Consider the following 13,306-nt stretch of genomic DNA (forward strand, 5'->3'; position numbering starts at 1 on the left):
CCGAGCAGGGCACGACGGCCTCTCGTCATATCGCCGACAGCGGACGGCTCCGGGCTAGGATCTTGCACGTGTTCCAACTCACCACCCGCACAGTCCAGGTGCACGCCTTCGACACTCCCTTCCCCCTGCTCGACGCCGCAGACCCCCTGCTCTGGTGGCGAGACGGCGAGGGGATGCTGGGCATCGGCCGCGCGCTGACCCTCACGTTCTCGGGCCCGGAGCGCTTCGATCAGGCCCGTCGCGTCTGGAAGTCAGTGGCCGACTCGGCCCACCAGCTGGGTGCCGCGGCAGAGCCGGGAACCGGCCTGGCCGCCTTCGGAGCGTTCGCCTTCGACGACGCCGCAGCCGTGCCCAGCGTGCTCGTGGTGCCGAGCCTGCTAATCACTCAGCGAGGCGGGCGCACCTGGGCCACCCGGGTGATCGACTCGAGTGCGGGAGCCTCCGTCAACGACCGGCTCGACCCCGATCGCATCAGAGCCGAGGTCGACCGTCTGCTGGCCGCATCCGCCGACCGACGCGCACGCCGCGCCGCCGCCCTCGCCGCCGACTCGGTCGCGACGCTGCACGCCGATGCCGACGCACCCGAACGGCACGCGCACGCAGTTCGCCGGGCACTCGACCTGATCGAGCAGGGCACGCTGCAGAAAGTGGTCGTCGCGCGGTCGGAGCACGCGAATCTGCCAGAGGCCTTCGACCTGCCCACCGTGCTGCAGCGGCTCGAGGCCGCCTATCCCTCGTGCTGGAACTTCTGCGTCGACGGGTTCTTCGGGGCCAGCCCCGAGACGCTCGTCGAGGCGCATCGCGGGCGTGTGCACGCGCGGGTGCTCGCCGGCACGCGGCCACGTGACGCGAACCCCGCAGTCGACGAACTCGCTCGCGACCTGCTGACGTCGCCCAAGGATCAGCACGAGCATGCGTTCGCTGCGCAGAGCCTGCTCGACACGCTGGCCCCGCACGTGCATGAGCTCACGACGCGAGGACCCTTCGTGCTCGAACTTCCCAACGTGCTGCATCTGGCAACCGACGTCGACGCCGAGCTCGCCGACGGCGCAGACGTGCTGGCCCTGGTTGCCGCGGTGCACCCGACGGCTGCGGTCGCCGGCGTTCCACGTGAGACCTCTCTGCAGACGATCAGCGCGATCGAAGGCGTGAACCGGGGACGCTATGCCGGCCCGGTCGGCTGGATCGATGCGAGCGGAGACGGAGAATGGGCCATCGGGCTGCGCTCGGCACAGCGCATCGGCTCGACGATCACGGCCTGGGCGGGCGGTGGCATCGTGGCCGGGTCTGTGCCCGAGCAGGAGTTCGACGAGACCAGCGCCAAGCTGCAGCCGATTCGGCAGGCTCTCGCAGGCTGAGAGAGCTCAGGCCTCCCAGGTCGGCCTCGCAGGCAGACCTCGGGATCAGGCCTCAAGATCAGCCCTCGGGATCGGCGAGACGACGACGCGCCTCGGCCAGATCGGCCGCGGTGGTGACTTTGCCGTTCGCCGCGTCGCCGGCGACGACCAGCACCGCGACGTCGGGTCGGGCATGTCGCACCACTGAGCCGTCGTCGGTGGGAGCGAACTCCGGGTCGTTGCGCACACGTCGATGCGCGTCGAGGATCACCCCGAGACGAAACGCCTGCGGAGTCTGCACCAGTCTCATGTGCGACCGCGGCGGCGTCACCGCCAACACCTCTGAACGGCGCCCGCCGACCTCTTCGTCACGCACTTCGATCACGGTGTCGGCGCTCGGCACCGCAGTGACCACCGCGTCTGCACGTTCGAGGCCTGCATCGACTCGCCTGAGCACCTCGGCACTCACGAACGGACGTGCGGCATCATGCAGAAAGACGCGCGCGTCGTCAGGCAGCCGACCCGCCAGATGCTCGACGGCGAGACGGGACGAGTCGCTGCGCTCGGCACCACCGGGAATCACCGCACGCACCAGCGGATGCCGACGAACGCCCGACCCGTCGTCGCCGACCAGCGCGCGCACCGCATCCACATGGTCGGGATGCATCACGACGAGCAGCTCGTCGAACAGGCCGCTGCGCTCGAACGCCGCGATGGTGTGCTCGATGAGCGGCCGCCCCGCGACCTCGACCAGCTGCTTCGGCAGGCCGGCGCCCACGCGAGCGCCCACTCCCCCGGCGAGCAGCACCCCGACGCGCATGACATCGAGCTCGACAGCCGCAGTCACGCGTCGATCACGACCTCGACGATGCCCGGCTCTCCGGCCGCCACCAGACCATCGAGCTCGGCGACGTCGCGCGCCTGACGGTAGGCCCATCCGTAGGCCGCGGCGGTCTCTCGCACGCGCAGCGGCTGCGGCGTGCGCACGACCCGCTCGTAGAGCGCCGGGTCTGCGGTCGCGACCTCGAGGCCGGCGAAGATGCTGCCCCCGTGGTCGTTGACGACGATGATCTGCAGCGGCGGTGCGGCCTCGCACTCCGGGCGCAGCAGGCCGCCCACATCGTGTGCGAAGGCGAGATCGCCGATGACCAGGCGGGTGAGCGCGCCAGCCCCGGCTGCGCGCCGTGCGTCAGCGACGCCCGAGGCGGCCGAGATCGTGCCGTCGATGCCGGCGAGACCTCGATGCCCGAACACGGGAACGGCACTCGCCCCCACTCGTTCGTCGGCCACGCGCACCATGTGCGACGAGGCGAGATAGATCGCATCGGCGCTCGGAGCATCGATGCGACTGTGCCGCCAGACCGCGTCGATGACCGCTTCGCGGGTGAGAGCCTCACCGGTCAGCGGCTCATCCGCAACGACAGACGCACCGGGGGCATCCGCTGCGCCGTCGCCGTGTGCGTCACCCCCCTGCGCACTCGCTTCGAACCGCAGCAGGTCGACGCGACGCGCCCGATGCCCCGGAGAGAAGTGCTCACGCCCGGCCGGAGCCACCGCGATCACCTGCACGTCGGCGCGTTCGGCGAAGTGCCACACCTGCCGCGAGAGTGACGGCAGGCCGGTGACGATCATCCTGCACGCGCCGTCGGCTCCGTGATCGAGCCACTCTCGGTAGCCCTTGACGGTGTGCCACTGCCGCGCTCCCGACGTGATCTCGGCGATGACCGGCACGCCGGCGTCACGAGCCGCTCGCACCAGATCGACGTCGGCGCCCAACCCGGCGACCAGCACGGTGCCGCGCGCCGGCACGGTGGCCGCCTCTTTGCGCGTCGCGTTCAGCAGCGGATGCTGTGGCCGCTCGTCGTCGATACGACGGCGCACCAGCGCCTGCAGCGCGCTCGTCTCGGTGTGGCGGCCCGACAGCGGCTCGACGAACTGCACGTTCACCTGCATGGGCCCGCGCAGCGAAACGTGTTCATCGTCGATGCCGGGTCGGTTGAACTCGGCGAACGGCAGCACCTCGCAGGCGAGTCGAACCGCGAGCCCCACTGGATCGCGCGCGTAGTCCTCCTCAGCGAGGTCGTGGTCGAGCGTCGCCAGATCACCGAGGATGTTCGCCTGTCGAGTGGTCTGGTTGGCTCCGGTGCCGCGCAGCTCGGCCGGCCGGTCTGCGGTGAGCAGCAGCATCGGCACCTGCGCGCGAGCGGCCTCCATCGCGGCAGGCACCAGATTGCCGACAGCGCTGCCCGAGGTCGTGATCACGGCCGCCGGGCGTCGTGTGGCCATGCCGATGCCGAGCGCCAGAAACGCCGCATCTCGCTCGTCGATGCGCACGTGCAGGTGAAGCAGGCCAGCGGCCTCGAGCTCTGCCGCGGCGAGTGCGAGCGCCTGAGACCGCGACCCCGGGCTCACGACGACGTGCTCGACGCCGCGCTCGACGAGCGCCAGCAGCAGGGCCGTTGCGAATTCGCTGGATGCCGCCGCAGCGGCGGTCACTGATCGCCCTTCGAGGATTTGTCTCCGCCGTTCGGCCGATCGTTCTCTTCTTCGAGGTCGGACAGCTGCTGCTCGAGCCAGGCGATGCGCTCGTCTGCCGTCATGCCGTGCATCGCGCTCTCGCTGGGAAGCTCGACTGTCGGGCGCACGCCGCCGGCGTCGCCGTGAGACGAGCCTGCACCACCGGGCCGACTCTGCTGTGCAGACGATGAACCCTCAGCGGTCACCGATGCTCGCGGACGACCCGCGTACCACCAGAGCACCGCACCGATGACCGGCAGCAGCACGATCACGATCATCCACGCCCATTTCGGCATCACGCCGGTGGTGCCGCGAGGCGTCAGGGCGGCATCGATGAACGCCACCACCATGGCGGCCAGCGCCACGAGAGCGACGACGATTCCGATGCGTACCATGCCGTCTATCGTACGCGAGACCGCTGTCAGCGAGCTGGGTGACGTATCTGATCTCGAATCTGGAGACGTGCCCGCACAGGCTCGTCATGAGCAGAGCCTCTAGACTCAAGGGCGTGAAAAAGCTTCCCGCCTGGCTCGTCTACACTCTGCTGCGCGTCGGCATCGTGCTGGTCGCGCTCATCATTCTGCTGCTTCTGGGATTCAACCCGTTCGTCGCCGCGCTGATCGCCGTCGTCGTCGGCCTCTTGGTCTCATACCTCGTGCTCGGCAAACAGCGTCAGGCGTTCAGCGACGAGCTCGCCCGCCGCAAGGCTCACCCTGAAGAGGTGCGGGCGAAGCGTCGCCTCGGTCGTGTGGCCGACGACATCGAAGACGCCGAACTCGACGAGGCCGAGCGGCAGGCCGATGGCCGTGCAGACCGGCCGGCGAAGCCCGACGACGCTGCGAAGCCTGACGACGCGGCGAAGCCCGGCGCCTGAGCTCAGAACTGCAGGCCGACGGCGAGCAGCACCGCGAAGGCCAGCGCTCCGAGGCTGGTGAATTTCAGCGAGGCGATCTGGTCTCGCGGCGAGCGCGGATGCAGCCCACGCACCACGGCGAAGGCGACCGGCACCACCGCAGCCAGCGAGATCCACCCGAGTGACGCATCCGGATGCAGTGCGACCGCTGCGATGACGAAGGGCAGCCCGCACATCAGCAGGTAGGCGATGTTCGCATTGCGATGACCGAGACGGGCCGCGAGCGTGTGCTTGCCGGCCACGCGGTCGGTCTCGATGTCTCGGATGTTGTTGATCATCAGCACCGCGCACGAGAACAGCCCCATGGCCACGGCGGCCCACACGCCGACCCAGCTGGGCGCGCCGGTCTGCACGACCTCGGTGCCCATCGTGGCGACCAGACCGAAGAAGACGAAGACGGCGACCTCGCCGAGCCCTGCGTAGCCGTACGGGTGCGAACCGCCGGTATAGAACCAGGCTGCGACGATGGCCACCAGCCCGATGATCGGAAACCACCAGAACCCCGAGGCGAGCGACAGCCACAGGCCGAGCACTGCCGCCAGCCCGAAGCAGACGAAGGCCGCTGCCTTGACCACCAGGGGCTTCGCCAGTTTGCCGCCGGTCAGACGGGCCGGACCGACTCGATGCTCATCGGTGCCGCGAATGCCGTCGGAGTAGTCGTTGGCGTAGTTCACCCCGATCTGCAGCAGCAGCGCCACCGCGAGCGCCAGCACCGCGAAGAGCAGGTTGAATCGGCCGTAATGGCCGGCGACGCCAGACCCGGCCACGACCGGGGCGATCGCCAGGGGCAGCGTGCGCAGTCTCGCGCCTTCGAGCCAGTCGCCGAACGTGGCTCGGCGGGTCAGGGAACCGGAGGGATCCTGAAAGTTCATGCAGCGGGGGTCTTTCTCGTCAATTCGTCATCGATCAGCCATGAGGCGGCCGGTCGTTCTGGTCAGATGGAGTCTTTGGGCGAGGGGCGCTGAGCTGCGAGCGCCGAACCCGCCAGCGCCTCTGCCGTCTCGTGCAGCGAGCGCAGATCGACCTTGCCGCTCGGCAGCCGAGGCAGCCCGAAGGGGAAGTATGTGATGGCGGCGGCACCGGCATGGCGCCCGAGACGCTCGCGCAGCACGAGGTTCAGCTCTTCTCGCGTCATGCGCTTGACCCGGTTGCGCCCGTCGGCATACACGGCGAAGCGGGTGCCCCACTTCTCGTCGTCGAAGGGAACCGCGACCGCATCGTCCAGGCCGGGCAGGCTGTGCAGCACGTCGTGCACCTCGTTGAGGTCGAGTTTGACTCCACCCGTGATGATGGTCTGATCGTCGCGTCCGGTCACGGTCAACACTCCCTTAGTCAGGTCGCCGAGGTCGCCGGTGGCCAGCCACCGGCTGCCGCCGTGCTCGACGAAGGTCTGTGCAGTGCGCTCGGGGTCGGCGATATAGCCGCTGGCAAGCACAGACCCCGAGACGAAGACGCTGCCGTCTCTGACTGCAAGTGTAGTGTCACCCACCCGCCGCTGCGAACCATCGGCGAGGGTGTACACACAGCCGCCGGCCGTCTCAGAGCTGCCATACGTCGTGACCACGTCGATGCCGGCGTCACGCGCGGCCTGCAGCAGACCGGGCGCCGAACGCTGCCCGCCGACCATGATGTGCGCATATCGACGCAGGGCGTCGAGCGTCTCCGGGTGCGCGGCGGCGTCTTCGAGCAGCACATGCAGCTGTGTCGGCACCAGCGCGGTGAGCAGGTGTGCGGCGGATGCGCTGGGGGCGTCTGCCTGCGCCTCGGCAGCGGCCTGCGCCGCCAGCTCGTCGGTCGCCGCGACGAACGCCTCTGGGGTGAAGTGCCGGTCGACGCAATCGCTGCGCAGGTGGTGTGCGACGACCGGGGTCGTGCCTGCTGCGAGCGACCTCACGAGCACCTGCAGCCCGGCGATATAGTGTGCGGGCAGGGCGAGCAGCCAGTGCCCTTCTCCGAGAATCTCGTTCGTGCCCCGTGCGCTCGACACCAAGGCCTGCGCCGAGAGCCCCACGCGCTTGGGACGCCCCGTCGACCCTGAGGTGCGAATGACGACGGCGACGTCGGGGTCGACGGCGACCTCCATACCCTCGAGGCCGCCGGCCTGCTCGACGAACGCACGCTCGGCATCCGCCGTCTCAGCGGGCGCCGGCAGCAGCGCCGGCCCCTGCCCGGCCAGCACGTCGGGCAGCGCGGTGAACAGCGACATCGGGTCGGCGTCGACCACGACCAGCGGTCGCGCCAGCCCCGGTGCCGACGCCACCTCGAGCGGGGTCAGAACTGCCACGGGAACGGGCTCCAGTCAGGGTCGCGCTTCTGCAGGAACGAGTCGCGGCCCTCGACGGCCTCGTCGGTGCCATAGGCGAGGCGCGTGGCCTCGCCGGCGAAGATCTGCTGACCGACCATGCCGTCGTCTGCGGCGTTGAACGCGAATTTGAGCATGCGGATGGCCGTCGGCGACTTGGTCAGGATCACCCTCGCCTGTCGCAGCGCCTCGACCTCGATCTGGTCGTGATCGACGACGGTGTCCACCGCACCCATCTCATAGGCGCGCTGCGCGTCGTACTCCTCGGCCAGGAAGAAGATGCTGCGGGCGTTCTTCTGCCCCACCTGCCGGGCGAGCAGGGCCGACCCGTAGCCGGCGTCGAACGACCCCACGTTGGCGTCGGTCTGCATGAAGCGCGCGTGCTGGCGGCTCGCGATGCTGAGGTCGCAGACCACATGCAGCGAGTGGCCGCCGCCGGCTGCCCAGCCGCCGACCACCGCGATGACAACTTTGGGCATGAACCGGATCAGCCGCTGCACTTCGAGAATGTGCAGGCGCCCCGAGCGGGCCTGGTCGGCGGCGTCGACGTGCGTCTCGTCGTCTGAGTATTTGTAGCCGTCGCGGCCGCGAATGCGCTGGTCGCCTCCCGATGAGAACGCCCAGCCGCCGTCTTTCGGGCTGGGGCCGTTGCCGGTCAGCAGCACGACACCGATGCGCGGGTTGCAGCGCGCGTCGTCGAGCGCACGATAGAGCTCGTCGACAGTGCGGGGGCGAAACGCGTTGCGCACCTCGGGCCGGTCGATCGCCACGCGCGCGATGCGCCCGCTGACGTCATGGTGGTAGGTGACGTCGGCGAAGTCTTCGAAGCCCGCGACTGCGCGCCACTGCGTCGCGTCGAAGGTCTCAGAGACCGATGCGGCCGCGTGTTCTGCCGCATGTTCTGGGGTGGATGCCGGGGTCGAGTTGTTCGCGTCGCTCACGACGCCGATTCTAGCGGTCGGTCTGGCCGAGCCGCACCGCGCACCACCTCGCGCAGAGCGGCGAGGGCTCCCGTGATCGGCTCGGCGTCGTCACTGCGCAGAGTCACCCGGATGCGGCGTCCCGGCCGGCGGGCAGCCGTGTTTCCCAGTGGAAACATGCCTGGAAGAGCGCCGAAACAATACGTTCGTATAACAATGATGGGTTCTCATTCCGTGCAGGTTCGACCGACACGGCTTCACCTCCCGTTCGGCAGAAGAGGTTCACAATGGCGTTGTCTGCCCTTCATGTGCCGTTGCAGCCGACTCGGCGGTGGAGCGGAGACGGCAGCGTGCCGAACCTCGGCGAAAGGCCGGCACCCGGATGAGCAAGCACACCACACCAGCCGCCAGAGTCGTCGACGTCGCCGTGGTCGGCGTCGGCACGATCGGCTCCATGGCGCTCTGGGCGCTCTCCACAGCACGACGGCGATCCGCGAGCACGCTGCGCGTGCTCGGCATCGAGCAGTACGGCACGGTGCACACCCACGGCGCCTTCACCGGTGAGTCCCGACTGTTCCGCGTCGCCGCCAAAGAGGGACGTCATCTCACCCCGGCGCTGCTCGAAGCGCGCACCCGGTGGCTGGAGCTCGGGCGACTCGCAGCACGCGGTCTCCTCATTCCGGCCGGCGCCATCCACATCGCTCCCAGCGGGCACCCGGATCTTCACGCGGCCTTGAGCGCCGCCGAGGAGTTCGACCTGCCCCACCGGCACTTCGACGCCGACGACCTGAGACGTCAGTACCCTCAGTTCGCAGTCGACCACGGCGACGAGGGCTTCCTCGACGAGCTGGCCGGCGTCGTGCGCCCGGAGAGCGCGGTCTTCGCGGCCTCACGACAGGCTCAGGCCGACGGCGCCGAGGTGCTGTACAACACCGTCGTGACCTCGCTGAGCCCGACGGGCACCGGGGTTCGCATCGAGACCTCTGCCGGCGCGGTCGAAGCCGGTCACGTGATCGTGACGGCCGGCCCGTGGACGGCTCGTCTGGTGCCGGGCCTGAGCCGGATGCTGACGGTCGCGAACTTTGCACTGGCCTGGTTCATGCCCGCCGACATCTCGGCCTTTCTTCCCGCGAGGCTGCCGGGGTTCATGCGCGACTTCGGCGACATGCACGCCTTCGGCGCGCCGAGCATCGACAGCTTCAGCGTGAAGGTCAGCCCGCACCTGCACTTGCCGACGGTGGCCAATCCGGCCCGTCGCCCGATGACTCTCTCGCGAGAGCAGCTGCGCTGGCTCGGCACTCAGGCACAGCGCATCTTCCCGAGTCTCGATCCAGAGCCCGTCCGGTGGTCGGTGCACCCCGACTCTCAGAGCCCTGACAGTCGGCCGATCATCGACACCATCGGCGAGGGACGGATCTCGATCGCCGCCGGCATGTCGGGCAACGGCTTCAAGTTCGCTCCCGTCTGGGGGCAGGCCCTCGCCGATCTGGCGCTCACCGGTGCGAGCCCGTGGCAGGATGCGGAGTTCACGCTGGCGCATCACGCCGACCCCGTGGGCTGAACCGCATGCCGCCGGTCGCGCGCGGTCACAGCAGCCGGCGGGCGAGCGCCCACGCGGTCAGCTCGTGTCTCGACGACATCTGCAGCTTGCGCAGCACCGACGAGACATGCGTCTCGACGGTCTTGACCGAGATGAAGAGGTCGGCCGCGATCTCTCTGTAGGTGTAGCCCTGTGCGATCAGGCGCAGCACCTGCTGCTCGCGCCGGGTGAGCCGGTCGAGTTCGTCGTCGGCCTGCGCGGTCTCTCCGCTGGCCGCTCCGAACGCGTCGAGAACAAACCCGGCGAGGTGCGGCGAGAAGACCGCGTCGTCGTCGGCCACCCGCCGTACCGCGTCAGAGACCTCTTCGGCCGAGGAGCTCTTCGTGATGTATCCGCGAGCACCGGCGCGAATCACTCGCACGACGTCTTCGGCCGAGTCCGAGACGCTCAGCGCGAGAAAGCGCGTGTTCGGCGCCGAACGCTGCGAGCGCTCGATCACCTCTGCTCCGCCACCGCCCTGACCACCGGGCAGATGCACGTCGAGCAGCACGATCTGCGGCTGGGCCTCGCCGATTACCCGCACGGCGGCGTCGACGTCGGGAGCCTCACCGACCACTGCCAGGTCGTCGGCGAGCGACTCGCGCAGCCCCGCCCGAAAGATCGAGTGATCTTCGACCAGCACGACGCTGATGCGTGCTTCATCCGTCTCGTTCATCTGCCGTCCCGCTCCGTCGTCATCGCGTCCTGCTCGTCGAGGGTGAGCACCACGCGCGTACCGTGACCGCCCGGGCCTGCGGTGATGCGCGCCTGCCCGCCAGACCGCCGCATGCGCGCGATGATCGACGAGCGGATGCCATGTCGGTCATCGGGAATCGCACCGAGATCGACCCCCGGGCCGCGATCGGTCACCGTCACGCTCAGCCGGCGACGTGGCGTCGCATCCGCAGCCGCCGCACCCGCGTCGACGCCGCCCTCGACCAGTACCGAGATGCGCCCGCCGACGTGCCGGGCGGCATTCGTCATCGCCTCGTTGGCGGCTGCGACCAGGGCGTCGGCACCGCCGCTCCCGCGCAGCGCCCCGGTGACCACGACCTCCCCGATCGTCACCACGTCGAAGGTGCAGCCGTGCTCCTCGTCCAGCCGCTCTGCGATCGCGCGCAGCCGTGCGCCGACGTCGCTCGGTTCGGCGCGCTCCTCGTCTGTGAGCCCGGTGTCGCGCACGAACAGCCAGTCGCGCAGCTCGCGTTCCTGGCGTCGGGCGATGCGTGCGACGTCGCTGTCCGGGGCAGACTTCTGCCGGATCAGCGCCAGAGACTGCAGCACCGAGTCATGCAGATGCGCGGCGATGTCGGCTCGCTCGTTCGCCCGAGCACGCTCCGCCCGCTCGTTGGCCAGCGTGCGCATCACTTTGACGACCCACGGCGCCAGTGCGACGCCGGCACCTGCCAGCACCGCGAGCGCGCCGCCCAGCACGCCGGTGGGTCGCCCCTCGCCGCCCGGCAGCACGAGCAGGATCACACCGACCACGACGAGCGCCGCGCCGCCGATGACCTGCCAGGTCACCTCCCGCGTTCCGGCTGCGCCGTCGCTGATGAGCCGACGCCAGGCCAGCACCAGGCCCACGACGGCGATCGCGGCGGGAATCAGAATCTGCAGCGGCACACTGCCGGTCGCCACGGCGATGGCGAGCGCGAGCAGCCCGCCGCCGATCAGCAGCGGCACGGCCGGGTTGAAACGACGGTTGGTGGAAGGCGCGGGATCCGACGTTGTCCGAGCTGCATCGCCGGGTCGCTGCAGGATGCTGCCCGCGACCGAGGCGGCCGGTGGCTGACGTGCCGGATCGTCGGCGTCCGGCACCAGCAGCCACAGCCAGAAATAGAGCACGATGCCGGCGCCGCCGAAGAGGGCCGCGACCACCATGCCGATGCGCACAGCCTGCACCGAGACGTGCAGATGCTCCGCGAGCCCTGCGCACACGCCGCCGAGCACACGCGGGCGCGTGCGCAGCATCCGGCGCTGCGAGACGGGTGGGCTCATGCCTCCATCCAACCACGGACGCCTGCGGGGATCGCTCGCTCTCTACCGCGATCGCTCGTCAACGGCTGTTTCGGAGCGATCCGTGGTGGCGGGGAGCGATCCGTGGTGGCGGTGAGCGATCCCCGCAGGGGAGAGTGCCCTGAGCAGAAATCAGGGTGATCCCTGATAGCGGCGGCCCCGGCTCGGCACGCACACTGGTGAACATGAACGCTCACCCCACACCTCCAGCGCCCGAAGGCCCTGCCGACGCCGGCCACTCCGGCGACGGCGCCCAGACTGACCACGGTGCGCAGACAGGCCATGGAGCACAGACCGACCGCGGCGACCAGAGCCGGCAGACCGGCTTCTTCCCCTGGCTGCGCGGCCTCGGGGTGACCCGTGGCGATGACCGATGGTTCGCGGGCGTGTGCTCCGGCATCGCGCATCGCTTCGGCATCGACCCGCTGATCGTACGCGGCATCGCCGTCGCACTGTTCTTCGTCGGCGGCATCGGCGTGCTCACCTACCTCGCGGCCTGGCTGCTGCTGCCGGCGGCCGACGGTCGCATCCATCTCGAAGAGGCGCTGCAGGGCCGCGCGAGCACCGGGGTGTGGGTGGGTCTCGGCGCCGTCGTACTGCTGCCGCTCACCCCGATCGGCGGTCACGGGTTCGGCATCGGCTGGTTCTGGGATGACGATGTGCTGCACCTGTCGGGCCTCGCCATCGCTCTGCGCGTGATCTGGACGATCGCCGTCACCGCCGCGCTGATCTGGCTGGTGGTCTGGCTGATCCGGCGCGCGAGCCGGTCGGGCGGCGGCCCTCAGCCCACCGCATACGACGACGCTGCGCAGCAGACCCGTGACGCTTTCTCTGACGCCGCACAGCAGTCGAAGGCCGCGTTCGCCGCCGCGAACGCCCAAGGTCGTGCGCAGGCGAGAGCAGCGCACGAAGAGGCCCGAGCACGCGGGCGGCAGCAGGCCGAGCAGGCACGGATGCAGGGTCAGGCGGCAGCGGAACGCGCACGTCTCGCACATGAACGCAGCCGGCCGGGCAGCGCGGCCGTCTCGATCGGCTTCGGCATCGCGCTCGTCGTCGGTGGGGCGGTCGGCGGTCTCGCGCCGATGATCAGCTCGGAGGTCAGCGCGCTCACCGCCGTCGCACTCGGATTCGCCGCGGCACTGCTCGTGCTCGGCGTCACGATCACGGTTCTCGGGCTGATGGGTCGACGCGGCGGCGTGCTGAGCTTTCTCGCCGTGGTCGCCGCCGCCGGCACGCTGACGCTCAGCCCGCTGACCGTCGTGCGCACCGGACCCATAACGGTCGCAGGCGACGCGCACTGGAGTGTGCAGCCGAGCGACCTGGTCGACGAGGCGTCGGCACCGTCGTTCTCCATGGTCGCCTCGACCGGCCGGCTCGATCTTGGGGCGCTCGACGACGCTTCGCACACCCCGGCGCCGATCGACGTCTCAAGCACGGCCGGCACACTGTCTCTGATGATTCCCGATTCGGGCACGTTCCGCATCGTGACGACGGCCACCGTCAGCACACTGAACCAAGACGCACTGCCCGGCGGTGAGCCCGAGCAGCGCTCGGGTCTCGGCTTCAGCTCGATCACCGTGGTGCGCGACGGTCGGGTCGTGTCAGGCGACACCGATGATTCTGCGGGCGTGACGGTCAACGCGCATCTGATCGCCTCGACGATGAGCCTGCAGCCGGCACGATGACCCTCGGCCACCCGCACGAACGCGCTGAGCCCGCTCC

Annotated in this window: 13 protein-coding genes; 4 read left to right on the forward strand and 9 right to left on the reverse strand. The window is 69.7% G+C overall.

Annotated elements, in window-relative coordinates; translation table 11 throughout:
• Positions 1-68: 68 nt before the first annotated feature.
• On the forward strand, positions 69-1,358 hold the full coding sequence (locus F8O07_RS00995; RefSeq protein ID WP_158030318.1) for an isochorismate synthase MenF: 1,290 nt from the start codon (positions 69-71) through the stop codon (positions 1,356-1,358).
• 58 nt (positions 1,359-1,416) lie between these two features.
• Here F8O07_RS00995 and F8O07_RS01000 read toward each other — a convergent pair whose 3' ends face one another.
• Genes F8O07_RS01000 through F8O07_RS01010 form a run of 3 tightly spaced genes read right to left on the reverse strand, consistent with a single transcriptional unit; the run spans position 1,417 to position 4,249 of the window.
• Positions 1,417-2,184: an IspD/TarI family cytidylyltransferase gene (locus F8O07_RS01000; RefSeq protein ID WP_192496572.1), complete on the reverse strand. Its 768-nt coding sequence runs from the start codon at positions 2,182-2,184 to the stop codon at positions 1,417-1,419.
• The gene (menD, locus tag F8O07_RS01005; RefSeq protein ID WP_192496573.1) at positions 2,181-3,833 is read right to left on the reverse strand and encodes a 2-succinyl-5-enolpyruvyl-6-hydroxy-3-cyclohexene-1-carboxylic-acid synthase; all 1,653 of its coding nucleotides are present in this window, start codon (positions 3,831-3,833) and stop codon (positions 2,181-2,183) included. Before menD ends, F8O07_RS01000 begins: the two co-directional genes overlap by 4 nt.
• Positions 3,830-4,249, reverse strand: a complete 420-nt coding sequence (locus F8O07_RS01010; RefSeq protein WP_158030321.1) for a PLD nuclease N-terminal domain-containing protein — start codon at positions 4,247-4,249, stop codon at positions 3,830-3,832. The genes menD and F8O07_RS01010 overlap by 4 nt, the downstream gene beginning before the upstream one ends.
• Before the next feature lie 113 nt (positions 4,250-4,362).
• Between F8O07_RS01010 and F8O07_RS01015 the strand changes: the two genes are divergently transcribed.
• Positions 4,363-4,728 carry a DUF4229 domain-containing protein gene (locus tag F8O07_RS01015; protein ID WP_192496574.1) on the forward strand — a complete coding sequence of 122 codons (366 nt, stop codon included), beginning with the start codon at positions 4,363-4,365 and terminating at the stop codon, positions 4,726-4,728.
• 2 nt (positions 4,729-4,730) lie between these two features.
• Here the strand turns inward: F8O07_RS01015 and F8O07_RS01020 are convergent, their stop codons facing one another.
• The 4 genes from F8O07_RS01020 to F8O07_RS10500 form a co-directional block, all read right to left on the reverse strand.
• On the reverse strand, positions 4,731-5,639 hold the full coding sequence (locus tag F8O07_RS01020; RefSeq protein WP_158030323.1) for a 1,4-dihydroxy-2-naphthoate polyprenyltransferase: 909 nt from the start codon (positions 5,637-5,639) through the stop codon (positions 4,731-4,733).
• A gap of 62 nt (positions 5,640-5,701) precedes the next feature.
• Positions 5,702-7,051, reverse strand: coding sequence for an AMP-binding protein (locus F8O07_RS01025; RefSeq protein WP_158030324.1), 1,350 nt, complete (start codon positions 7,049-7,051; stop codon positions 5,702-5,704).
• Positions 7,039-8,010 (reverse strand): 1,4-dihydroxy-2-naphthoyl-CoA synthase, encoded by a 972-nt coding sequence (locus F8O07_RS01030; RefSeq protein WP_158030325.1) that lies wholly within the window; start codon positions 8,008-8,010, stop codon positions 7,039-7,041. Before F8O07_RS01030 ends, F8O07_RS01025 begins: the two co-directional genes overlap by 13 nt.
• Positions 8,007-8,168: a hypothetical protein gene (locus F8O07_RS10500; RefSeq protein ID WP_192496575.1), complete on the reverse strand. Its 162-nt coding sequence runs from the start codon at positions 8,166-8,168 to the stop codon at positions 8,007-8,009. Before F8O07_RS10500 ends, F8O07_RS01030 begins: the two co-directional genes overlap by 4 nt.
• 203 nt (positions 8,169-8,371) lie before the next feature.
• Here F8O07_RS10500 and F8O07_RS01035 point away from each other — a divergent pair, with 203 nt between their 5' ends.
• A complete protein-coding gene (locus F8O07_RS01035) occupies positions 8,372-9,550 on the forward strand; it encodes an FAD-dependent oxidoreductase (protein ID WP_158030326.1) in 1,179 nt (392 codons plus the stop codon).
• A gap of 25 nt (positions 9,551-9,575) precedes the next feature.
• On the opposite strand, the gene F8O07_RS01040 is transcribed toward F8O07_RS01035, so the two are convergent.
• Positions 9,576-10,244: a response regulator gene (locus tag F8O07_RS01040; protein ID WP_158030327.1), complete on the reverse strand. Its 669-nt coding sequence runs from the start codon at positions 10,242-10,244 to the stop codon at positions 9,576-9,578.
• Positions 10,241-11,566: an ATP-binding protein gene (locus tag F8O07_RS01045; protein ID WP_158030328.1), complete on the reverse strand. Its 1,326-nt coding sequence runs from the start codon at positions 11,564-11,566 to the stop codon at positions 10,241-10,243. Before F8O07_RS01045 ends, F8O07_RS01040 begins: the two co-directional genes overlap by 4 nt.
• A gap of 203 nt (positions 11,567-11,769) precedes the next feature.
• Here F8O07_RS01045 and F8O07_RS10760 point away from each other — a divergent pair, with 203 nt between their 5' ends.
• A complete protein-coding gene (locus F8O07_RS10760; protein ID WP_158030329.1) occupies positions 11,770-13,269 on the forward strand; it encodes a PspC domain-containing protein in 1,500 nt (499 codons plus the stop codon).
• The last annotated feature ends 37 nt before the right edge of the window (positions 13,270-13,306 follow it).

It is taken from the genome of Pseudoclavibacter sp. CFCC 13796, from assembly GCF_008831185.1.
Lineage (GTDB): Bacteria > Actinomycetota > Actinomycetes > Actinomycetales > Microbacteriaceae > Pseudoclavibacter_A.